This window comes from Micromonospora radicis, from assembly GCF_003583405.1.
GTDB classification, from domain to species: Bacteria; Actinomycetota; Actinomycetes; order Mycobacteriales; family Micromonosporaceae; genus Micromonospora; species Micromonospora radicis.
Genome location: NZ_QXEC01000019.1, coordinates 94,545 through 115,742, shown reverse-complemented (window position 1 = coordinate 115,742; position 21,198 = coordinate 94,545). Strand labels below are relative to the sequence as shown.

Sequence of the window (21,198 nt, the reverse complement as noted above, 5' to 3'; positions counted from 1 at the left end):
GAGCACTGGAACAGCTGACCCCCAGCCCCGCAAGCAGCCCGAGACATTCCTCCCCAGGGGGAGCAAGAAACCGATGGCCGGCACCCGAACCCGGGTGCCGGCCATCGGCATACCCACCGTCGCCAACACACCCCGTGCCGGGCGGCCACCGGACGGAGCCCGACCCGGGCGGGGCTGGGGGCGACCGTGCCCGGCACAGGGATCAAGCCTGACCGCCCGAAGCCGGGGCACGGTCGCCCCCAACCCCCACCCAACCACCCCAGACCGCAAACCCAAGACCCAAGACCCGCCTCAGCCCAACACGCCGACCACGTCACCCACCACCACGACCGCCGGCGGGCGCACCTGCGCGGCGGCCACGTCGGCCGCCACCGCGCCGAGGGTGGAGCGGACGATCCGCTGCGCGCCGGTGGTGGCTTCCTGGACCACGGCCGTCGGGGTGTCGGCCGGTCGGCCGTGTGCCAGCAGGGTGGCCGCGATCGCGGGCAGGTTCTTCAGCCCCATCAGGATCACCAGGGTGCCGCGCAGGGTGGCCAGCGCGTCCCAGCGCACCAGCGAGGCCGGGGAGTCGGGTGCGACGTGTCCGGAGACCACGGTGAACTCGTGCGCCACCGACCGGTGGGTGACCGGGATGCCGGCCGCGGCGGGGGCGGCGATCGAGCTGGTCACGCCCGGCACCACGGTCACCGGTACGCCGGCAGCCGCGCAGGCGAGCAGTTCCTCGCCGCCTCGGCCGAAGACGTACGGGTCGCCGCCCTTGAGCCGCACCACGAAGGCGCCGGCCAGGGCCCGGTCGACCAGGATCCGGTTGATCTCGTCCTGGGTGCGGGACGGGCCGTAGGGGATCTTGGAGGCGTCCACGAGTTCCACCCCGGCGCGCAGTTCGTCCAGCAGCAGACCCGGCACCAGGCGGTCGGCGACCACCACGTCGGCCTCGGTGAGCAGCCGCCAACCCTTCAACGTGATCAGCTCCGGGTCACCCGGCCCGGCGCCGACCAGGGCGACCCGGCCGGTCGCGGTGTCAACCGGGGCCCCCTGCGCTACCGAATCCGTCAACAGGGTGCCCTGCCTTGCGTGCAGGAGGGTGCGGATGGCGTCCCGGACGGTCATCGCACGGCGGGGGTCACCGCCGCCGAGGACGCCCACGGTGACCGGGCCGTGCCGGGTCACCGCCGGGGTCCACGCGGTCGCCGCCGCCCGGTCGTCGGCGCGTACACAGAAGACGCGCTGCTGTTGCGCGGCGGCGCTCACGGTGGCCGCGGCGGCCGGGTCGTCGACGGCGACGTGCACCAGCCAGGCGCCGTCCAGGTCGTCGGGGGCGAACCGGCGCGGCAGCCAGCGCAGCCGGCCGGCGTCGGCGTGGGCGCGTAGCGCCGGGCTGATCTCGGGGGCGACCAGCAGCACGTCGGCTCCCGCGTCGAGCAGGGCCGGCACCCGGCGGGTGGCGACGGCCCCACCGCCCACCACGACGACCCGCAGGCCGGCCAGGCGGAGACCGAGGGGATACGGATTGGTCACTTCTCGGCCACCCCGGCGGAGTCGAAGGTGGCGACCTCGTGCAGTACCCGGACCGCGCCGGTGACCACGGGCAGGGCGAGCAGGGCGCCGGTGCCCTCGCCGAGCCGCAGGCCGAGGTCGATCAGCGGGGTGAGGCCGAGCCGCCGCAGGGCGACGGTGGCGCCGGGTTCAGCGGAGCGGTGGCCGGCGATCATCGCGCCGACCGCGGCGGGGGCGAAGGCCGCGGCGGCCAGCGCGGCGGAGACCGCGATCACCCCGTCCAGCAGCACCGGTACCCGTCGGGCCGCGGCGCCGAGGATCAGCCCGGTCAGCGCGGCGTGTTCCAGCCCGCCGACGGTCGCCAGCACACCCAGGGGGTCCGTCGGGTCGGGGCTGTGCCGGCGCAGGGCCGCCGCCACCACCTCGATCTTGTGCTGGTAGGTCGGGTCGTCGACGCCGGTGCCCCGACCGGTCGCCTCGGCGGCGTCGACGCCGGTGAACGCGGCGATCAGGGCGGCGGCCGGGGTGGTGTTGGCGATACCCATGTCCCCGGTGACCAGGATGCCGGCACCGGCGTCGACCAGTTCACCGGCGGTTCGGATGCCGACCTCGATCGCCGTGCCGGCCTCCTCGCGGGTCAGCGCGGCGGTGACGGTCATGTCCCGGGTGCCGGGCCGGACGGTGGCGGCGACCAGCCGGGGTACGCCGACGGCAGCCGCGGCGTGGTCGACGGGTTCGGCTGGGGCGGTCGCGGCGTCCGGGGCGGTCGGCTCGGGGACCGGCAGCGGGGTGGCGACGCCGACGTCGACCACGGTGACCGTGGCGCCGGCCTGCCGGGCGAACGCGTTGACCACCGCGCCGCCGGCCAGGAAGTTGGCGACCATCTGGGCGGTCACCTCCTGCGGCCAGGGGGTGACCCGCTGGGCGTGCACGCCGTGGTCCCCGGCGAAGATGGCGACGGCCGCCGGGGTGGGCAGCGGCGGCGGGCAGGCACCGGCCAGGCCGGCGAGGCGTACGGACAGTTCCTCCAGGGCGCCGAGCGAGCCGGCCGGCTTGGTCAACCGGGCCTGCAACTGCCGGGCGGCGGTCATCGCCGGCTCGTCGAGCGGACCGACGGCCGCGATGGTGGTCTCCAGCATCATGCCTCCAGGATCTCCGCCAGTACCTCGACGAACGCATCGGTGCACGCCCGGTCCCGCACCGCGATCCGCAGCCAGTCCGGGCCGAGCCCCGGGAAGGTGTCGCCCCGGCGGACCGCCCAGCCGCGTTCCCGCAGGGTGGCCCGGACCTGGTCGGCACCGGGTCGGTGGATCAGCACGAACGCGCTGGCCGGGTTGCCGGCGACGCGTACGCCGGGCAGGGCCGACAGGCGGGCGACCAGGTGTTCGCGGTCGGCGGTGAGTTGCGCGGCGATGGCGCGCTCGGCCCGGACCGCCTCGGGCCCGGCGCACGCCTTCGCGGCGGCCAGGGCGGGCGTGGAGACCGCCCAGAGCGGTTGCACGGCGGCCAGCCGGCGCAGCAGCGCCGCCTCGCCGAGCAGGTAGCCGATCCGCAGCCCGGCCAGTCCCCAGGTCTTGGTGAGGCTGCGGACGACCAGCAGCCCGGGCAGGTCCCGCCGGGCGGCCAGTGACTCGGGTTCGCCGGGTACGCCGGGGGTGGCGGTGGTGTCGGCGAACGCCTCGTCGACCACCAGCACCCGGCCCGGCCGGGCCAGGGCGGCCAGGTCGGCGGCGGGGTGCAGCACCGAGGTGGGGTTGGTCGGGTTGCCGATCATGACCAGGTCGGCGTCGGCGGGTATCCGGTCCGGGCGCAGCCGGAAGTCGTCGGCCGCGTCGAGCAGCACCCGTTGCACCGGGTGTCCGGCGGCCCGCAGCGCCGCCTCCGGCTCGGTGAACTGCGGGTGCACCACCACCGGTCGGTGGGCCCCGCGCAGCGCCTGGGCGAGCAGCACGAACCCTTCGGCGGCACCGGCGGTCAGCAGCACCTCGCCCGGTGGGCGGCCGTGCCGGGCGGCGACGGCGGCCCGGGCCGGCGCGGGATCCGGGTACGCCGCCAGGTCGGTCAGCGCCGCCGTGATCGGTTCGGCGAGCCAATCGGGCATCGGGGCGCGCCGCACGTTGACGGCGAGGTCGACCAGCCCCGCGCCGACCTCCGCGTCACCGTGATGGGTGAGGTCCGGCTCGGTGGCTGGTGCGCGCCTCCGGTCCGGGGCCGGCGACGCGCCGACGGTCGGCGGAGCATGCATGACCGCGATCCTGCCGGGAAGGCGGCGCGGGGGACAGTCGCCCGCGGGGTGGCCCGCATCACCACCGATCACTTCATGAGTATTTCTCATGGACGAATCGGAAATGTCATAACTTAACATGGTGAGTACCAAACCCCTTGCTGCCGCTGGTCGTCTCGTTCCTCTCCTGCGTGCCGGACTGATCGCCGGGATCGTGGTCGCCGCCGTGGCGTACCCCGTGGTCGCCGTGACCGGCATCGGCGCCAAGGCCACCGCGCACGCCGTGGAGAGCAAGACCCGGCTGCTCGCCACCGCCCTGCCCGCCGAGACCTCCTACCTGTACGCGCCCGACGGCAAGACCGTGCTGACCATGTTCTTCGAGGAGTACCGGCAGTACACCAAGCTGTCGGACATCTCGCCGAACATGCAGCAGGCAATCGTCGCCGCCGAGGACAACCGCTTCTACCAGCACCACGGTGTGGACCCGAAGGGCGTCGCCCGCGCCTTCGTGGCCAACGCCCGGTCCAGCGGCGTCTCGCAGGGCGCCTCCACGCTCACCATGCAGTACGTCCGGATGGCGCTGCGGGACAGCGCCACCACCCCGAAGGAGGTACAGGAGGCCACCGCGCAGACCCCGATCCGCAAGGTGAAGGAGATGCGGATGGCGGTCGACCTGGAGAAGGAGCTGAGCAAGGAGGAGGTGCTGGAGCGCTACCTCAACTCGGCGTACTTCGGGCACCGGGCGTACGGCATCTACGCCGCCAGCGAGATCTTCTTCTCCAAGACCCCGAAGGAACTCACCCCGGTCGAGGCGGCCACCCTCGCCGGCCTGGTGAAGTCCCCCTCCCAGTACGACCCGGCCAGCTCGGACCAGAAGGAGGCCACCGCCCGACGCAACTACGTGCTGGACAACATGACCCGGCTCGGCTATCTGTCACCGGACTCGGTCGCGGCGGCGAAGACCGAGCCGATCCGGCTGCGGTTGACCTACCCGCCGAACGACTGCGCCTCGGTGCCGGAGAAGTGGAACAGCTGGGGCTTCCTCTGCGACTACCTGAAGAACTGGTGGAGCGCCCAACCCGCCTTCGGCGACAACCGCCTGGAACGGCTGGACAAGCTGCGCCGGGGCGGCTACCGGATCGTGCTCAGCATGGACCCGAAGATCCAGGCGGCGGCCGAGGAGAACGTCGGCACCAAGGGCAACACCGGCAGCCCGTTCGCCAACGGGATCGTGGTCTCCGAGCCCGGCACCGGACGGGTGAAGGCGATGGCGGTCAACCGGACCTACTCCCTACAGGTCAACGAGAACCCGCTCAGCTCCAACCCGGAGGCCGGGCCGAACGTACGGGCCAACTACCCGAACACGGTGGCGCCCCTGATGGGCGGCGGCGACCTGCCCGGTTACCAGGCCGGATCGACGTTCAAGATGTTCCCGATGCTGGCCGCCCTGGACGCCGGCATGACGCTGAACACCACCTTCAACGCACCGCACTCCTACCGGTCGGAGATCTACGACGGCTGGCAGCCCTCCAACGCCAGCGGCGCGATGAGCGGCATGCAGACCATGTGGTCCGGCTTCGGCAAGTCGGTGAACACCTACTTCGTCTGGTTGGAGGAGCAGGTCGGGGCGGAGAAGGCCGTCCGGCTCGCCGAGCAGCTGGGGCTGCGCTGGCGTACCGACGTGGACCGGGACCACGCCTCACCGGCGAAGGCCAACAAGTGGGGCGCGTTCACCCTGGGCGTCTCCGACGCCACCCCGCTGGAGATGGCCAACGCGTACGCCGCGATCGCCGCCGACGGCCGGTACTGCGAGGCGATGCCGGTCGCCGCGATCTACAACCGGGACGGCACCCCGGCGACCTTCAAGACCCCGGGCGGCATCGAACGGGAGGTCGCCAAGCCGCGCTGCCGCCAGGTGGTCAGCGCCGACGCCGCCCGGGCCGCGACCGACGCCGCCCGCTGCCCCACCGGCGACACCCCGGCCAAGGGCGGCTGCGGTGGCTGGTCGACGGCGGACAGCGTACGCGGCACGGTGGGCCGCCCGGTGGCCGGCAAGACCGGTACCACGGACAGCACCCGGTCGGCCTGGTTCGTCGGCTACACCCCGGAACTCGCGGCGGCGAGCTTCATCTCCGACCCCGACAACCCGTTCAACGCGGTCGGCGACGGCCAGTCGCAGATCCCGATCGCCGCGGTCTCGAACACCCTCCGCGACGCCCTCAAGGGCAAACCCGTCCGGGACTTCATCCCACCCTCGGACCGGATAGTCGGCTGACCGGCGGCGCACCGCCGCCACCGGCCCGAGGTCGCCGAACCGCCGGTCCGTCCGCTGACACCGGACGGGCCGGCGGGCCCGTTCAGGCGGGACCGGTGCCGGCCGGACCGGCCACCGGCACGTCGGCTGCCGGCCCCTCGGCCGCCACCGGGACGCCCGACCCCGGTCCCGGCCCGGTCGAGACCGTTCCCACCCCGCCCGCGGTGGCGACCGACCCGGCGGCGGGTCCGGCCGCCGCGGCCGCCACCAGGCGCGCCGCGATCTGTGGGTACGCGGCCCAGTGCGGAACCAACTGCGAGGCGTGCACCCCGCGCCAGACGAAGCCCTCGGGTGCCCCGCCCGGCCAGTTCCAGGCCGGGCGCGGCCCACCCCGGGGAGTGAGCACCGCCCGGTGCTCCTTGTGCCCGGTGACCACCTCGCCCCGGACTGCGACCACACTGTCGCTCTCGGCGGTCGCCTCCCGGTAACCGACGACCAGCCCGTCCCGGAGGCTGCCGATGGCGTCGAGCACCCCACACATCGGCAGCCCGTCCACCTCCCGGGCCAGCCAGAGCAGGCCGGCGCCCTCGGCGACCACCGGGCGGCCGGTCCGGGCCAGCTCGGCGACGGCGATGCAGAGCCGCCGGTTGGCGGAGAGCTGCTCGACGTACGACTCGGGTAGCGCCCCGCCGACCACCAACGCCCGGGTGCCGGCCGGCAGCGCCTCGTCGGCGAGCGGATCGAACGTCACCACCTCCGCACCGGCGGCCCGCAGCAACTCGATGGTCTCGACGTGGCTGAAGCTGCCGCCCGGCCCACCGGCCACCGCGACCACCGGCCGGACCGCACCCGGCGGCAGCGGCCCGGCACCGTCGGCACCCACCACCGGCTGCGGCGACCACGGCGCCACGTCCAACGCCGGTGCGGAACGGGCCAGCCCGAGCAGCCGCTCCAGGTCGACGGTGGCGGTGACCGCCTCACCCAGCCGGCGGACCGCGCGGGTGGCCTCGGCGGAGCCGGCGAGCACGGGCACCACCCCGTGCCGCCGGGACGGCAGCACGGCCGGCAGGTCCTGGCGCCGCAGCGCGCCGTACACCGGCACGCCGATGTCGTCGAGCGCCTCGCGCAGCAGCGCCTCGTGCCGGGAGGAGGCGACCCGGTTGAGGATCACCCCACCGATCCACAGCTGCTCGTCGTACGCCCGGAAGCCGTGCACCAGCGCGGCCACCGACTGACCCATCGCCGCCACGTCGACCACGAGCACCACCGGGCTGCGCAGCGCGGTGGCCACCGCGGCGGTCGACTCGGTCTCGCAGCGACCGGTGAGGCTGTCGTACAGGCCCATGCTGCCCTGCACCACGGCGAGGCCGGCGCCGGCCGCGCCGTGCTGCAACAGCGGGGCGAGCCGCTCGGTGCCCAGCAGCCGCGGGTCCAGGCTGCGCCCGGGTCGGCCGGCGGCGAGGCCGAGGTACGCCGCGTCGACCTGGTCCGGACCGACCTTGAAACCGGCCACGTCGAGACCCCGGTCGGCGAACGCGGCGAGCAGGCCGATCGCCAACGCGTTCTTGCCGTGCCCGGAGGAGGGGGCGCTGAGCACCAGACGCGGCACGACGGTCATCATCGACTCCTCGCGAGCGGACGGCGTGCCGACCGTCGGCGCGCTCCGCCCGCGTGACGATAGCCGAACCGAACGACCGGCACGCACCGCCCGGTACCCGTTCCAGCCCGGCCCGGGCGCGCCGGTGCGGACCGCCCCGACGTGCGTACGCTGCGCCACCGACGGCCCCCCGGCGAGCGGGGCGACCCGCCACCGACGCCGACGCACCGCGGGGCAGTGGCGACGGTCGACCGGGTAGCCTCGTGGCGTGTACCGGTTCCTGCTGACGCCGCGCTGGCTGGGCATCTTCGCACTGACTCTGCTCGCCGCCATGGTGATGGTGCTGCTCGGCAACTGGCAGTTGGACCGCTACCACGGTCGTACCGCGGTCAACGAACGGATCGACGCCGGCCTGCGGATGGACCCGGTGCCGCTGCGTGAGGCGCTGCCCACCCCGACCGGTGGCGCCGGCACGGTCGGGCCGGCGCCGGCCGAGGAGCGGACCTTCACCCGGGTCACCGTGACCGGCCGGTACGACACCGACAACATCGTCCTGGTCCGGGGCCGCACGGTGGAGAGCAAGGTCGGCTTCGAGGTGCTCACCCCGCTGGTGCTGGCCGACGGCACGGCGGTCCTGGTGGACCGGGGCTGGATTCCACCGGCGCCCGGCGGCGCGCTGGCCCAGCCGGACGTGCCGGCGACGCCGACCGGTGAGGTGACCGTCGAGGGCCGGGTGCACGCCAGCGAGAGTGGCGACGCCAAGGTGTCCCGACGCGAGGGCCGGTTGGAGAGCCGCCGGGTCGCCCTACCCCAGCTCGCCCCGCAACTGCCGTACCCGGTGCACGGGGCGTACGTGCTGCTCGACGAGCAGACCCCGGCGGCCGACCCGGTGTTCAAGGCGGTGCCGGTGGGCCACACCAACAACTGGCAGAACCTGGGCTACGTGGTCCAGTGGTGGATCTTCGGGGCGATGACGCTGTTCGGGTACGGCTGGGTCGCCCGCCGGGAGGCCCGCCGCCGGGCCGGGCTGACCGACGACCGTCCCCGCGACCGGGCCGCCGACCCCTCCCCCGCCTGACCGCGCCCGCCCCGCACCGGCCGAGAAGACCGGGTTAGCCCGGCGGGCGACCGGCGTGGATGGTGCGGACGGTGTCGATGGTGTCGGCCTCGACGGCGGACTTGTCCTCGCGGTAGCGCACCACCCGCGCGAAGCGCAGCGCCACCCCACCGGGATAGCGCGAGCTGGTCTGCACCCCGTCGAACGCGATCTCGACCACCTGCTCGGGCCGGACCCGCACCACCCGGTCGCCGCGCTGCACCGCGAGGCCGAGGAAGCGTTCGGTCTGCCAGCGCAGCAGCTCGTCGGTGAGCCCCTTGAAGGTCTTGCCGAGCATCACGAAACCACCGGTACCCGGGTCACGCGCCCCCAGGTGCAGGTTGGAGAGCCAACCGGTACGCCGGCCGCTGCCCCACTCCACGGCGAGCACCACCAGGTCGAGGGTGTGCCGGGGCTTCACCTTCACCCAGGCCGCGCCGCGTCGACCCGCGTCGTACGGGGCGTCGGGATCCTTGACCACCACGCCCTCCTGGCCGGCGTCGAGGGCGGCGGCGAACGCCTCGCCGGCCCGCTCCGGCCCGTCCGCCTCCATCCGCCCCACCAGCAGGGCGGCGTCGACGGTGTCGCCGAGCGCCGCCCACCGCTGCCGTCCGGGCAGGTCGATCAGATCCGTCCCGTCGAGGTGCAGCAGGTCGAAGAAGTACGGCGCGAGCACCGTCTCGCCGGGGCGAGCGGCGGCGGCGCGTACCGCCGGGGCGAGCGCGGGCACGCCGGCAGCGGCCGGACCGGCGCGGCTCGACCCGCCGCGCCGGGCGGCGGCGCTGGACGTCTGTTGGAAGGGCAGGGGACGCCCGGTCTCGTCCAGCCCGATGGCCTCGCCGTCGAGGACCAACTCGCGGGCCGGCAGGGCGCGCACCGCGGCGACCACCGCGGGCAGCCGCGCGGTGATGTCGTCCAGGCTGCGGGTGAACACGGCGACGTCGGCTCCGCTGCGGTGCACCTGGATGCGGATGCCGTCGAGCTTGACGTCGACCACCGCCGGGATGCCCGTGGCGGCCAGCGCCTCGTCGACCGTCGACGCGCTCTGCGCCAGCATCGGCGCCAACGGTCGACCGACCCGTAGCCCGAACTCGGCCAGCGCGGCGGCCCCACCGGCAAGCCCGGCCACCGCCACCTGCCGCAGGTCACCGGCGAGCAGCAACGCCCGACGGACCGCGGCGACCGGCACCCCGGCGGCCCGGGCGATCGCGTCGGCCAGCAGCCCCGCCTGGGCGCCGTGCCGCAACTCGCCGAGGAAGAGCCCGGTCAGCAGGTGCTGCTCGTCGGCGGTCGCGGCGGCGTAGAGGCGGTGCACCAGGGCCCGGCGGCGGGCCTGCGACCCGGCACCGCCCACCGCGGCGATCTCGTCGATCGCCGCGTCGACGGCACCGACCGTCAGGGTCGGCTCGCTCGCCGGTGGCGGCAACTCACGCAGGCTCGCCCAGCCGACGCCGGTCTGCCGTTGGCGCAGCTCACCGGCGAGCCAGCCGGCACCCGCCGCGACCTCGGCCGGTTCGAGCCGGCGCAGCGCGTCGGCGAGCAGCTCGACCTTGGCCCGCCGGCCGCCGGTGGCGCCGACGGCCGCGGAGGTGGCCGCCAGGTCGAGGAATCGCACGGCCCAATCCTGCCAGCCACCTCCGACAACGCACGCCGGACGCGGATGGCCGGCGTCAGGCCGGGACCGGTTCCTCGACGCGCAGACCGCGGGCGCGAACGCCCTCGGCGATGCGGGACAGCGACGTGTCCAGGGCGACCAGGGCGGCGGACAGCTCACCGAGCTGTGCCTTGAGCGTGTCCTCGGGCCACGCGGAGACGTCGATGTCTCCCAGAGCGCTGACGGCGGCCTCCAGGCGGGCCATCTCCTCGTTCGTACGCATGTTCGAGAGGCTACAACAGCCCCGCGTCCGACACACCGGAAACGGCCACCATTCGCGCGAAGTTACGGGTTCATCCGCGACCGACCTCGGCCACCCTGGCCAGCAACAACGCCTCGGCCAGGCAGACCCGGGCGAACTCGCCGAGGTGCAGGCTCTCGTTCGGCCCGTGCGCCCGGGCGTGCGGATCCTCCACCCCGGTCACCAGGATCGCCGCCTGCGGGAACATCTCCTGGAAGGTGGCGATGAACGGAATCGAACCGCCGACCCCGATGTCCACCGGCTCGGTGCCGTCCCAGGCGGCCCGGAAGGCCGACCGGGCCGCGTCGAACACCGGCCCGGTCGCGTCGATGACGCACGGGGCGCCGTCGTGTTCGAAGGTGACCTCGACCTGGGATCCCCAGGGCGCGTACCGCTCCAGGTGCTCGCGCAGCGCCGCGTACGCCCGCTTCGGGTCGTCGCCCGGCGCCAGCCGTACGCTCAGCTTGGCCTTCGCGGTCGGGACCAGCGCGTTCGGCGCCTCGCCGGTGGCCGGGGCGTCGATGCCGAGCACGGCCAGCGCCGGCTTGGTCCAGAGCCGGTCGGTGATCCGGCCGGTACCGATCAGCTGGACCCCCTCGGCCAGCCCGGCCTCGGCGCGGAACCGGTCCTGCGGGTAGTCGACGCTGGCCGCCTCCCGGCCGACCAGTCCCGCCACCGCGACGTCCCCGGCGTCGTCGTGCAACGTGGCGAGCAGCCGGACCAGGGTGGTCAGCGCGTCGGGCACCGCACCGCCGAACATCCCGCTGTGCACCGCGTGCTCCAGGGTGCGCACCCGCACGAAGCAGTTGACGATGCCGCGCAGCGACGTGGTCAGCGCCGGTACGCCGACGTCCCAGTTGGCCGAGTCGGCGATCACGATCACGTCCGAGGCGATCTTGTCTCGGTGTTCGACGAGCAGCCGCTCCAGCGAGTCGGAGCCGTACTCCTCCTCCCCCTCGACGAAGAGCACCACGCCGACCGGCAGCCGGTCGCCGAAGGCACGCAGCGCGGCGACGTGCGCCATGATGCCGGCCTTGTCGTCGGCGGCGCCCCGCCCGTACAGCCGCCCGTCGCGCTCGACGGGCTCGAACGGGTCGGACTCCCACAGCGACCGGTCGCCCACCGGCTGCACGTCGTGGTGGGCGTAGAGCATGACCGTGGGCGCGCCGGGTGGCGCCGGCTTCCGGCCGATCACCGCCGGCTGACCGCCCGCGCGCACGATCTCCACGTCGAGACCACAGCCCCGCAGCAGCTCGGCCACCGCCTCGGCGGAGCGCTCCACGTGCGCGTGGTCGAAGCCCTCGAAGGCGATGCCGGGGATGCGGACGAGGCGCTCCAGGTCGGCCCGGACGCCCGGTAGTTCCCGCTCGACGGCGGCCCGCAGCTCGGCCTCGGTCATGATCGGTGTGGTCATGACCGGCATCGTATTCCGGCCTTACCCAGGGCCGACATCGGCACCACCGACTCCGGACGAGCGCAGGTAGTAGTGCGCGGGGTCGTGCGGCAGCGTCGGCGCCCCGTCCACCACCAGGTCGACCCGGGCGGCGGTGCCGTCGGCGGTGAAGTGTTCCGCCTCGGCGGCGTGCCAGCGGCGCAGCGCGGGCAGGATCGCCGGGCCGTCGCGGGCCACCGCCCGGGTCAGCCGCAGCGGCGGCGGGGCGGTGACGAAGACCGCCAGGGTCAGGTCGGGTCCGGCCGCGGCGCGCGCGGTGCTGACCCCCTCCACGATCAGCACCGGCGACACCGGCACCGGCACCGGGGCGGGCAGGAAGCGACGTCGCACCCAGCTGTAGCGGTGGTAGGCGCCGGCCCGGCCGGCGCGTACCGGGGCCAGCACCGAGGACTCCAGACGGGTCCAGAAGGTGAACTGGTCATCCCAACCGTCGAGCAGGTCGTCGGTGTGCACCACCGGCGGACGACCGGCACCCACAGTGACGAAGGCGTCGGCCAGCCGCGCGGCGAAGGCGGTCTTGCCGGCGCCGCTCGGGCCGTCGACCGCCACCAGGCGGGTACGCCCCAGCCGGGCCGGCCGGCTCAGCACCCGGCGCGCCAGCTCGGCGTACGCCTCGAAGACCGCCACCACGGACACCCACGTTACCGATCGGGTTGTCCCGCACCGCTTCCGGCCGTGGGCACCCGGCCCGGGCGGCATGATCGGGCCGTGTCCCATTCCGTGATGAGTCCCGGCGTCGAGGCGTTGCTGGAACAAGCCCGTGCGGGCATGACCCGGTTGACCCCACAGGAGACGGTGCAGGCCGCCACCCGGGGTGCGCTGGTCATCGACACCCGCACCGACGTGCAGCGACGGGAGCAGGGCGAACTGCCCGGCGTGATCGTGATCGACCGCACGGTGCTGGAGTGGCGGCTCGACCCGGCCAGCGACTGGCGCATCCCCGAGGCCACCGGGTACGACATCGAGGTCGTCGTGGTGTGCCGCCAGGGCTACAGTTCCAGCCTCGCCGCGGCGAGCCTGCGCGCCCTCGGGCTGCACCGGGCCACCGACATGATCGGCGGGGTGGAGGCGTGGCGGTCGGCGGGACTGCCCTTCACCGACCAGCCGGCGGACGTCCGCCGCTGAACCCCGGCGCCGGGCGTACCGGTCAACCCGGTGCGACGCCGGGTGGGACGAACGGCAGGCCGACCGGCGGACCGGACTCGATCAGCCGCCACAGCGCCGCCGTGTCGAGGTGCTCCTCGACCAGGTCACCGAGCAGGTCGAGGGTACGTTCACGGGCGGCGGCGAAGGACGTGCCCGGCGCGACCCGGAAGCCGGTACGCCCGGCCAGCGCGGCCGTCCGGGTGAGGAACCGGCGTCGGAACTCGTCGGACTCGAACGCGCCATGCCAGTGGGTGCCGTGCACCACCCCGTGCATCGCGCCCTCCGCGGCACCGTCGAGGTACCGCAGCAGCGGGGGCAGCCGCGGGTCGGCGGTCGACACGTACCCGTGGTGGATCTCGTAGCCGTGCACCGGCACGTCACCCTCGGCCGTGCCGGTCGCCGACCGGACGGTCTTGCGCGCCGCGAAGGTGATCTCCACGGGGAGCAGTCCGAGGCCGGGTACGGTGCCGCGACGGCTCTCCACCGGGTCGTGGACGGCGCGGGCCAGCATCTGGAAGCCGCCGCAGATGCCGAGCAGGGGTCGGCCCCGCGCCACATGGCTGGTGATCGCGTCGGCCAGGCCGGTCTCCCGCAGCCAGGCCAGGTCGGCCACGGTCGACTTGGAACCGGGCAGCACGATCAGGTCGGCGGCGGCCAACTCGGCGGGTTCGACGGTCAGCCGCACCCGCACCCCCGGTTCGGTGGCGAGCGCCTCCACGTCGGTGGCGTTGCTGATCCGGGGCAGCCGGACCACCGCCACGTCGAGCCACTCGGTGCCGTGCGGGGCGGCGGGTCGGCCGAGCACCCGGCCGTACGCCAGCGAGTCCTCGGCGTCCAGCCACAGGTCCAGCGCCCAGGGCAGCACGCCGTACGTCTGGCGGCCGGTGAGCTGGTGCAACGCCGCCAACCCCGGATCGAGCAGCCGGCGGTCACCGCGGAACTTGTTCACCACGAAGCCGGCGATCAGCGCCTGGTCGGCGGGGTCGAGCAGGGCCAGGGTGCCGAACATGGCGGCGAACACGCCGCCCCGGTCGATGTCACCGACCACGATCGTCGGCAGCCCGGCGTGCCGGGCCAGGCCCATGTTCACGTAGTCGCCGTCGCGCAGGTTGATCTCCGCGGGGCTGCCGGCGCCTTCACAGATCACCACGTCGTACGCGGCACGCAGCTCCGCCAACGCGGCGTAGGCAGTCTCGGCCAGCCGGGGCCGCAACGACCGGAACGTGTCGGCGGTCATCGTGTCGACCGCCTCGCCCAGCAACACCACCTGACTGCTCAGGTCGCTGCCCGGCTTGAGCAGCACCGGGTTGAACCGCAGCTCCGGGGCGAGTCCGCAGGCCGCCGCCTGCATCGCCTGGGCGCGGCCGATCTCGCCACCCCGGCCGTCGGCGCCGACGACGACGGCGGAGTTGTTGGACATGTTCTGCGCCTTGAACGGCGCCACCTTCACGCCCTGACGGTGCAGCCAGCGGCAGATGCCGGCGGTGAGCACGCTCTTGCCGGCGTCCGAGGTGGTGCCGGCGACCAGCAGACCACCGGTCATCGCCGGTCGCCGATCATTCGCGCCCGCCGGTGGGCCGGGCGTTCGGCCGGGTGGTACCCGCGACCACGACCGGTCCGGTGACGCTCCGGGCCGGGATCGTCCGGGTGGCCCGACGGGCGACGGCGGCCCGGGTGGCCCGACGGGCGACGGCGCCGGCCAGCCGGCCGACGGTCAGCGGGTGAAGCGCCGCGAGCCCGAGCGCCGCCAGCCCGACGGCACCGGAGATCTTGGCGGCCCGGCCGAGGTGGCGCGCCTCGGGGCGGGGCCCATCGCCGAGGAACGGGCGTACCTCCGAGCGGCCGAAGTAGACGTTGTGCCCACCGAGCCGCACCCCGAGCGCCCCGGCCATCGCCGCCTCGCACTGCCCGGCGTTGGGGCTGGGATGGTCGGCCCGGTCGCGCCGCCACACCCGCCAGGCCCGGGCCCGGTCGCCGCGACCGACCGGAGCGACGGCGACGGTCAACAGGCCGGTCAGCCGCGCCGGTACCAGGTTGAGCAGGTCGTCGAGGCGGGCGGCCGGGGTGCCGAACCGGGCGTAGCGGGCCGACCGGTGGCCCACCATCGCGTCGAGGGTGTTCACCGCGCGGTAGCCCAGCAGCCCGGGCAGCCCGGCGACCGCACCCCAGAACAGCGGGGCGACCACCGCGTCCGAGGTGTTCTCCGCGACCGACTCCACCGTCGCCCGGGCCAACTCGGTCTCGTCCAGCGTCGACGGGTCGCGTCCGCAGAGGTGCCCGAGCCGCTGGCGGGCGGCCGGTAGGTCACCGGCACGCAGCGTCGCACCCATCACCTTCGCCTCGTGGCGCAGGCTGCGTCCGCCGAGCACCGCCCAGGTGCCGGCGGCGACCAGCGCCGCGCGGGCCAGCGGCCGACGCCGGGTACCGAACGCGGCGGCGGCCCCGACCAGCACCGGCCCGCCGACGGCGAGCGTGGTGAAGGCGGCTCCGGCCAGCCGGTCGGGTCGGTAGAGGCGGCGTTCCAGGGCGGTGGCGGCCCGGCCGAAGCCGGCGACCGGGTGCCCACGGCGCGGATCGCCGAGCCACACGTCCAGCGCGTACCCGGCGACGAGTCCCGCCGCGTTCGCTGCCGCACCCGCGTACCGCACCACACCACCTCCGGCCGGCAGCCTAGCGGAGCCCGGCACCTCGACCGGCGCGCCGGCCGAGGCCGGTGGTGGTGTGGTGCGGTACGTGTCACGGCCGGTCAGGCCGGCTGGGGCAGCCGCGGGCGACCCCGCCGACGGCCCGGTCCGGTCGCCCCGGCGCCCGCCCCCGATACCTCCGGACGCCCCGACGACTCACCCGACAGCCCCGACGACCCATCCGGCCCCGACGGCTCATCTGGCAGACTCGACGGCTCCTCGCCGGGCGCCGACGCCGCCGCGTCGAGGGCGTCGAACTCGTCCCGCACCGGGGCAAGCTCATCCGAGCCCGGGTCGGTGCCGTCGTCGAACGGGTCCGGTGGGAGCAGGTCCGACCCCAGGCCACCCCGCGCCGGGGCGAAGCCGGGCAACTCGAAGTCGTCGTCGAGCCCACCGTGGTCGGGCCGGGCGGGCGCCTCGTCGTCCGGCACCGCCTCGGTCGGCTCGCCGTGCACCCGCTGCTCGGCCTCGGGGTCGGAGACGGCGCTGGTGCTCATGCTCGGCCGGTTGCGCAGGAACCGGCCGCGGCCCCGGGACAGGTCGTGGCCGACCGCGACCGCCTCCAGTTCGTAGAGGGTGCGGTGGTTGCCGGCGTCGTCGGTCCAGTCCCGGGTGTAGAGGCGCCCGCAGACCACCACCGGGTCACCGACCATCACCGAGGCGGCCACCCCCTCGGCGAGCTTGCGCCAGCAGTTCACGCGCACCCGCAGGCTGTTCCCGTCCACCCAGCGGCCGCTGTCCCGGTCGAGCCGCCGGGCGGTCGAGGCGACCTTGAAGTTGGCCACCAGGGTGTTGCTCTGCGTGGTGCGCCGCCACTCCGGCGCGGTCAGCACGTTGCCGACAATCGTCACGTAGGTATCGAACATCGTTCCTCCAGTGGGAATCCGGGCAGCTACCTGAGCCGACTCGCCGCCCAGCCTCCGCTCCGTCGGCCGGCTCGGGCCGCCCCGTCGGCCGTACCTGTGGACAACCGGACGGCCTGTGGACGAACGCCTGATCAAGGTCCCGGTGTGCTAGGCCGACCGGCCCTGCCCCCGCCACGCCCGCCGTCGGACGATCGGTACGCACAGGAAACCGTCAGGTTCCGGGCCGGCCCACCTGGGTACGGATTCGTCAACCGCACCTGTGACGTCGAACGAAAGGTCAGCGATCATGATGATGAGCATCGCTTGTTCCGCCCGCGTCCCCGGTCAGGTGCGGCGATGAGCGAGAACCCGGCCACCGTGGCGAAGTGTCTGCGACTCGGTGCCGGCTTCGCGCAGGCCGACTGGGACTGGATCGTGGCCCAGTTCGCCACCCTCGACGCCCGCCTGGCGACCTTCGACGCCGACTCCACCGAACTCGAACTGTCGGTGAAGGACCGGGAGTCGCGCGGTCAACGCGTCACCCTGGAGTGCTGGATCGCCGGTCGGCAGAAGATCGTCACCACCTCGGCAGAGGAGGACCTACGCGCGGCGCTCCACGACGCCCGGGACGACATGCGCCGCAAGCTCAACGACTCGAAGACCCGCCAGGAGCCGCGCAACAACAAGCACCTGCGGGTCACCACCCCGCCCGGCGAGTCGGCCTCGGTCGAGGAGCTGGCCGCCGCCACGACCGACGAGAGGTGATCGGCATGCCGAACGTGCAGCAACCGGAGATGCGTCGCAGCGGCGAGACCCGGCTGGTCCAGGACAGCGACGGTCCGGTCCCGGGTGGCGGCTCCTCGACCAAGCAGGAGCACCGCACGGTACCGGTCGACCAGATCTCCCCGTACGGTCCGGATCGAGGCCGGGCCGCGACCTCGCACGAGCCGACCGACCGCGACGCCCACGGCGACTGACCTGCCGCGCGGTGGCCCCCGTCCCTCAGTCAGGCGGGGGCTACCCTGCGGTAGCTTGGCGGCGTACCGTCGGCGACGTGGAACCGGACCTGCTGGGCTCGCCGTACGAGCGGCACACCATCGACCTGGGCAGCGACGACGAGGGCCAGGTGGTGGCCACCCTGGTCCGCCGCCGGGCCGAACGCCCGAGCCGGCGGGCCGTGCTGTACGTGCACGGCTTCGTCGACTACTTCTTCCAGACCCATCTGGCCGACTTCTTCGCCGCCCGCGGCTGGGACTTCTACGCGCTGGATCTACGCAAGTACGGCCGGAGCCTGCTGCCGCACCAGACCCCCAACTTCTGCCGCGACCTCGGTGACTACTTTCCCGAGTTGGACGCCGCCGCGCAGCTCGTCCGCGCCGAGGACGGACACGACACGCTGCTGGCCATGGGGCACTCAACCGGCGGCCTGATCGTCTCGCTCTGGGCACACGCCCGGCGCGACGCCGGCCTGGTCGACGGCATCTTCCTCAACAGCCCCTTCTTCGACCTCAACGCCCCCTGGTTCGTCCGACGACCCCTCGCGGCCGCCGTCGCGCGCCTGGGCCGTCGGGCGCCGCACCGCGTCCTGCCGTTCGGGCTGGGCACGGTGTACGGCGAGAGCATCCACGCCGACCATCGCGGCGAATGGACGTACGACCTGGCCTGGAAACCGCTCGCCGGCTTCCCGGTACGGGCCGGCTGGCTGGACGCCGTCCGCACCGGCCAGCGGCGGCTGCGGGCCGGGCTGGACATCCCGGTGCCGGTGCTGCTCGCCTGCTCAACCCGGTCTTTCCGGGGCACCCGATGGCACGAATCGGCGGCCCTCGCCGACGCCGTACTCGACGTGGAGCACATGGTCCGCTGGGCGCCCCGCCTCGGTCAGCACGTCACGGTGACCCGCTTCGACGGCGGCCTGCACGATCTGACGCTCTCCGGCCCCGGCGTACGGGAGAGGGTCTTCACCGAGGTGGGGCGCTGGGCGGACGCCTTCCTCGGCGCCGGACCGACCCCCACCGACCCGGCCGCACCCACCAACCCGGCCGCACCCACCAACCCGGCCGCACCCACCAACCCGGCCGCACCCACCAACCTGGCCGTACCCGCCGCCCGCCGCCCGGCTCACGGCGCACCGGCGGCCAACCCCGAGGCGGCCGACGCGACCGCCTGAACACGGCCGACAGCCCCGAGTAACCGGGTGCACGACATCGACGCCGCGTGCGACGCTGACCCGGCCACCCATTCCGTCGCGCGAGGCCCGGGCGGCGGTACCCTTCTCGCGCGATACCACGTTGCGCCCGTAGCTCAGCGGATAGAGCAGGGGACTTCTAATCCCAAGGCCGCAGGTTCGAATCCTGCCGGGCGCACATCCACTTTCCCTCTCCTGGCTGCCTCGGTAGGGCTGTTCGTGCTGCCTGCCACGCTCGACGATCGCCTGCTGGATCCTCGTGAGCCGTGCCGGAGACAGGTCCTCGGTTTGGCGTGATTTCATGCTGAAATTTTTATTTCAGCATGAAATCACCGTCCTGGAGACAACAGACCTCGGACACATCACTCACGGTGCCGAACTCCCACCCCGCGACTCGACCGGGGTCACGGCCGCTGCCCGGCCTACCGGGTGCCGCAGCGCGTCGAGCTTGGCCGGTTCCCGCTTTCATCGAACAGCTTTCATCGAACGGGAACCGGCCAGGATTGGGGGCGGGTCGCGGGTCAGACGGCGGTTTGGCAGGGGATGTTGTTGAGGCGGAAGTCGGTGGGGCGGTTGTTGGTGCCGGAGTAGGTGGCCTGGAAGCCGAAGCTGGCCGTGCCGTTGGTCGGTAGGGCGGCGTTCCAGGCGGCGTTGCGCGCGGTCACGGTCCGCCCGGACTGAGTGACCTGTGCGTTCCAGCCGCCGGTGACCTGCTGGTTACCGCCGAACGACCAGGTCAGGGTCCAGCCGTTCAACGGGGCACCGCCATTGGTGACGCCCACCTCGGCGGTGAAGCCGGTGTTCCACTGGTTGGCCGTCCAGTTCACCGTGCAGGCCGCCGGGCCAGCGGTGGGCGGCGGGCTGGTGGGAGGCGGGCTGGTGGGAGGCGGCGTGGTGGGAGGCGGCGTGTTGGCGTCGCGGGGCGGGAAGCGCAGGATGCGGTCGTCGGCGGCGGCGGGCGTGCCCCGACCGTCGCGGTTGCTGGTGGCTACCCAGAGCCAGCCGTCCGGGCCGTACTCCACGGTGCGCAGCCGGCCGTACGCGCCGACGAGTTCGGCGGTCGGGGTGCCCACCGCCCCGGTGCCGGTCAGCGGCACGTTCCACAGTCGGTTGCCGCGCAGGCTGGCCACGAAGAGTCGGTCGCCGGCGATGGTGGCGCCGCTCGGTGATGCCTCGGCGGGGGTCCAGGTGAGCAGCGGATCGCGGAAGCGGGGGTCACCGGCGCGTCCCTCCACGGTGGGCCAGCCGTAGTTGCCGCCTGCGACGATCAGGTTGACCTCGTCCCAGGTGTTCTGTCCGAACTCGGTGGCATATAGTCGGCCCTGGGCGTCCCAGGCCAACCCCTGCACGTGTCGGTGGCCGAGGCTGTAGACCGGTGAGCCCGCGATCGGGTTGTCCGGTGGCACGGTGCCGTCCGGCCGGATCCGCAGGATCTTGCCGCTGCGGCTCTGCGGATCCTGTGCCGTGGCGGTCTGTCCGGCGTCGCCGACGCCGACGTAGAGCAGCCCGTCTGGGCCGAAGGCGATCCGGCCTCCGTTGTGGATGGCCGCTCGGGTCAGCCCGGTGAGGATCGGTTGCTGGGTCTGCGGGGCGGTGAGCCGGAACCGGGCGATGCGGTTGTCGGTCGCGGTGGTGAAGTAGACGTAGATCCAGCCGTCCTGGGCGTAGCTCGGTGAGACGGCGAGGCCGAGCAGACCACCTTCGCTGGTGGGGGTCACGCCGGAGATCTGGGCGACCGTTTCGGGCTGCTGTCCCGGGCGGACCCGGACGACCTGACCGGTGGGCCGTTGGGCCACCAGGGCGCTGCCGTCGGGCAGGAAGTCCATCCCCCACGGGACCTGGAGCCCGGTGGCGACGGTCTCCGGCCGGGTGAAGTCGAAGTCGCCCACGGCCAGCGGTCCGGGTGCCGCGTTCCCGGCACCACCGGGCTGGCGTTCGGCGTTCGGCACCGCACCGGCGAGTCCGCCGAGGCCGACGCTGCCGGCGACCAGACCGGCGGTGAGTGCGACTCCGATCGCGAGTCGGATCCTCATGCCACCTCCCATTAAATCGACATCGATCGATCTATGTTACGGCATTCCCGGCCCACTTGCGACCGGCGGGAACCACTGGGCGGCCCAGGTCGACCACCACGAGCGGGAGGCGGCGACCCCTGTCGGTAGCGGCGATCCGTCCGAGTCGCACGATGGCGAAGCACCCGGGCAGCCGCCCGAGCCGGGCCGACGAGAGTCGGACGCGCCGCCGCACGTAGACAGCGAATCCGCTGCTCAGAAGGGCCGGCAAGGCTTCGGCGCGGCGGCCGGTACGGCTGCGGTCGACGAG

General features: G+C 74.0%; 16 protein-coding genes, 1 tRNA gene and 2 pseudogenes. 7 read left to right on the top strand and 12 right to left on the bottom strand.

Translation table 11 applies throughout. The annotated features are described in order from the left end of the window. Nucleotides 1–291 precede the first annotated feature (291 nt). Genes cobA through cobC form a run of 3 tightly spaced genes read right to left on the bottom strand, consistent with a single transcriptional unit; the run spans nucleotide 292 to nucleotide 3,742 of the window. Nucleotides 292–1,518: a uroporphyrinogen-III C-methyltransferase gene (gene cobA, locus D2L64_RS19490; protein ID WP_119578580.1), complete on the bottom strand. Its 1,227-nt coding sequence runs from the start codon at nucleotides 1,516–1,518 to the stop codon at nucleotides 292–294. Further along, complete coding sequence (cobT, locus tag D2L64_RS19485) at nucleotides 1,515–2,636, bottom strand: nicotinate-nucleotide--dimethylbenzimidazole phosphoribosyltransferase (protein WP_119578578.1); 1,122 nt, start codon at nucleotides 2,634–2,636, stop codon at nucleotides 1,515–1,517. Before cobT ends, cobA begins: the two co-directional genes overlap by 4 nt. Continuing rightward, a complete protein-coding gene (gene cobC, locus D2L64_RS19480) occupies nucleotides 2,636–3,742 on the bottom strand; it encodes an Rv2231c family pyridoxal phosphate-dependent protein CobC (RefSeq protein WP_119578576.1) in 1,107 nt (368 codons plus the stop codon). The genes cobT and cobC overlap by 1 nt, the downstream gene beginning before the upstream one ends. Nucleotides 3,743–3,863: 121 nt before the next feature. Here cobC and D2L64_RS19475 point away from each other — a divergent pair, with 121 nt between their 5' ends. Further along, nucleotides 3,864–5,996 carry a transglycosylase domain-containing protein gene (locus D2L64_RS19475; RefSeq protein WP_119578620.1) on the top strand — a complete coding sequence of 711 codons (2,133 nt, stop codon included), beginning with the start codon at nucleotides 3,864–3,866 and terminating at the stop codon, nucleotides 5,994–5,996. Nucleotides 5,997–6,078: 82 nt separating this feature from the next. Here D2L64_RS19475 and D2L64_RS19470 read toward each other — a convergent pair whose 3' ends face one another. Further along, the gene (locus D2L64_RS19470; RefSeq protein WP_119578618.1) at nucleotides 6,079–7,593 is read right to left on the bottom strand and encodes a cobyrinate a,c-diamide synthase; all 1,515 of its coding nucleotides are present in this window, start codon (nucleotides 7,591–7,593) and stop codon (nucleotides 6,079–6,081) included. Between the two features lie 247 nt (nucleotides 7,594–7,840). On the opposite strand from D2L64_RS19470, the gene D2L64_RS19465 reads away from it, so the two are divergent. After that, nucleotides 7,841–8,650 carry an SURF1 family cytochrome oxidase biogenesis protein gene (locus D2L64_RS19465; protein WP_119578574.1) on the top strand — a complete coding sequence of 270 codons (810 nt, stop codon included), beginning with the start codon at nucleotides 7,841–7,843 and terminating at the stop codon, nucleotides 8,648–8,650. A gap of 34 nt (nucleotides 8,651–8,684) precedes the next feature. Here the strand turns inward: D2L64_RS19465 and D2L64_RS19460 are convergent, their stop codons facing one another. The 4 genes and pseudogenes from D2L64_RS19460 to D2L64_RS19445 all read right to left on the bottom strand — a co-directional run. Further along, a complete protein-coding gene (locus D2L64_RS19460) occupies nucleotides 8,685–10,283 on the bottom strand; it encodes an ATP-dependent DNA ligase (protein WP_119578572.1) in 1,599 nt (532 codons plus the stop codon). A gap of 55 nt (nucleotides 10,284–10,338) precedes the next feature. Further along, nucleotides 10,339–10,545, bottom strand: coding sequence for a hypothetical protein (locus D2L64_RS19455; protein WP_119578570.1), 207 nt, complete (start codon nucleotides 10,543–10,545; stop codon nucleotides 10,339–10,341). 70 nt (nucleotides 10,546–10,615) lie between these two features. After that, nucleotides 10,616–11,962, bottom strand: coding sequence for a dipeptidase (locus D2L64_RS19450; RefSeq protein WP_199714638.1), 1,347 nt, complete (start codon nucleotides 11,960–11,962; stop codon nucleotides 10,616–10,618). Then, nucleotides 11,955–12,733: pseudogene (locus D2L64_RS19445) on the bottom strand (uridine kinase family protein); the annotation flags it as partial. The pseudogene D2L64_RS19445 and the gene D2L64_RS19450, both read right to left, overlap by 8 nt. Before the next feature lie 6 nt (nucleotides 12,734–12,739). Between D2L64_RS19445 and D2L64_RS19440 the strand changes: the two are divergent. Then, entirely contained in the window at nucleotides 12,740–13,141 is a 402-nt protein-coding gene (locus tag D2L64_RS19440) for a rhodanese-like domain-containing protein (RefSeq protein ID WP_119578566.1), read from the top strand. Nucleotides 13,142–13,163: 22 nt separating this feature from the next. On the opposite strand, the gene D2L64_RS19435 is transcribed toward D2L64_RS19440, so the two are convergent. From D2L64_RS19435 to ssb, 3 genes are all read right to left on the bottom strand, one after another. Further along, a complete protein-coding gene (locus tag D2L64_RS19435; protein ID WP_119578564.1) occupies nucleotides 13,164–14,705 on the bottom strand; it encodes a cobyric acid synthase in 1,542 nt (513 codons plus the stop codon). A gap of 13 nt (nucleotides 14,706–14,718) precedes the next feature. Further along, entirely contained in the window at nucleotides 14,719–15,810 is a 1,092-nt protein-coding gene (locus D2L64_RS19430) for a cobalamin biosynthesis protein (protein WP_119578614.1), read from the bottom strand. A 98-nt stretch (nucleotides 15,811–15,908) separates the two neighbouring features. Beyond that, nucleotides 15,909–16,712 (bottom strand): single-stranded DNA-binding protein, encoded by an 804-nt coding sequence (gene ssb / locus D2L64_RS19425; protein WP_119578562.1) that lies wholly within the window; start codon nucleotides 16,710–16,712, stop codon nucleotides 15,909–15,911. 336 nt (nucleotides 16,713–17,048) lie between these two features. Between ssb and D2L64_RS19420 the strand changes: the two genes are divergently transcribed. The 4 genes and pseudogenes from D2L64_RS19420 (at nucleotide 17,049) to D2L64_RS19405 (ending at nucleotide 19,054) form a co-directional block, all read left to right on the top strand. Then, the gene (locus D2L64_RS19420; protein WP_119578560.1) at nucleotides 17,049–17,456 is read left to right on the top strand and encodes an HPF/RaiA family ribosome-associated protein; all 408 of its coding nucleotides are present in this window, start codon (nucleotides 17,049–17,051) and stop codon (nucleotides 17,454–17,456) included. Between the two features lie 5 nt (nucleotides 17,457–17,461). Continuing rightward, complete coding sequence (locus D2L64_RS19415) at nucleotides 17,462–17,668, top strand: hypothetical protein (protein WP_147376264.1); 207 nt, start codon at nucleotides 17,462–17,464, stop codon at nucleotides 17,666–17,668. A gap of 77 nt (nucleotides 17,669–17,745) precedes the next feature. Beyond that, nucleotides 17,746–18,771 (top strand): annotated as a pseudogene (locus D2L64_RS19410) (alpha/beta hydrolase); the annotation flags it as partial. Nucleotides 18,772–18,981: 210 nt separating this feature from the next. Next, nucleotides 18,982–19,054 (top strand) — tRNA-Arg (locus D2L64_RS19405). A gap of 343 nt (nucleotides 19,055–19,397) precedes the next feature. Here D2L64_RS19405 and D2L64_RS19400 read toward each other — a convergent pair. After that, nucleotides 19,398–20,909 carry a PQQ-dependent sugar dehydrogenase gene (locus D2L64_RS19400; protein WP_199714625.1) on the bottom strand — a complete coding sequence of 504 codons (1,512 nt, stop codon included), beginning with the start codon at nucleotides 20,907–20,909 and terminating at the stop codon, nucleotides 19,398–19,400. Between the last annotated feature and the right edge of the window lie 289 nt (nucleotides 20,910–21,198).

Excerpts from the sequence above, each read along its gene's own strand:
- D2L64_RS19415 (WP_147376264.1), top strand. The coding sequence starts at position 17,462 with ATGCCGAACGTGCAGCAACCGGAGATGCGTCGCAGCGGCGAGACCCGG.
- D2L64_RS19400 (WP_199714625.1), bottom strand. The coding sequence starts at position 20,909 with ATGAGGATCCGACTCGCGATCGGAGTCGCACTCACCGCCGGTCTGGTC.
- D2L64_RS19435 (WP_119578564.1), bottom strand. The coding sequence starts at position 14,705 with ATGACCGGTGGTCTGCTGGTCGCCGGCACCACCTCGGACGCCGGCAAG.
- D2L64_RS19440 (WP_119578566.1), top strand. The coding sequence starts at position 12,740 with ATGAGTCCCGGCGTCGAGGCGTTGCTGGAACAAGCCCGTGCGGGCATG.
- D2L64_RS19420 (WP_119578560.1), top strand. The coding sequence starts at position 17,049 with ATGAGCGAGAACCCGGCCACCGTGGCGAAGTGTCTGCGACTCGGTGCC.
- ssb (WP_119578562.1), bottom strand. The coding sequence starts at position 16,712 with ATGTTCGATACCTACGTGACGATTGTCGGCAACGTGCTGACCGCGCCG.
- D2L64_RS19470 (WP_119578618.1), bottom strand. The coding sequence starts at position 7,593 with ATGACCGTCGTGCCGCGTCTGGTGCTCAGCGCCCCCTCCTCCGGGCAC.
- D2L64_RS19455 (WP_119578570.1), bottom strand. The coding sequence starts at position 10,545 with ATGCGTACGAACGAGGAGATGGCCCGCCTGGAGGCCGCCGTCAGCGCT.
- cobT (WP_119578578.1), bottom strand. The coding sequence starts at position 2,636 with ATGCTGGAGACCACCATCGCGGCCGTCGGTCCGCTCGACGAGCCGGCG.
- D2L64_RS19450 (WP_199714638.1), bottom strand. The coding sequence starts at position 11,962 with ATGACCGAGGCCGAGCTGCGGGCCGCCGTCGAGCGGGAACTACCGGGC.
- cobC (WP_119578576.1), bottom strand. The coding sequence starts at position 3,742 with ATGCATGCTCCGCCGACCGTCGGCGCGTCGCCGGCCCCGGACCGGAGG.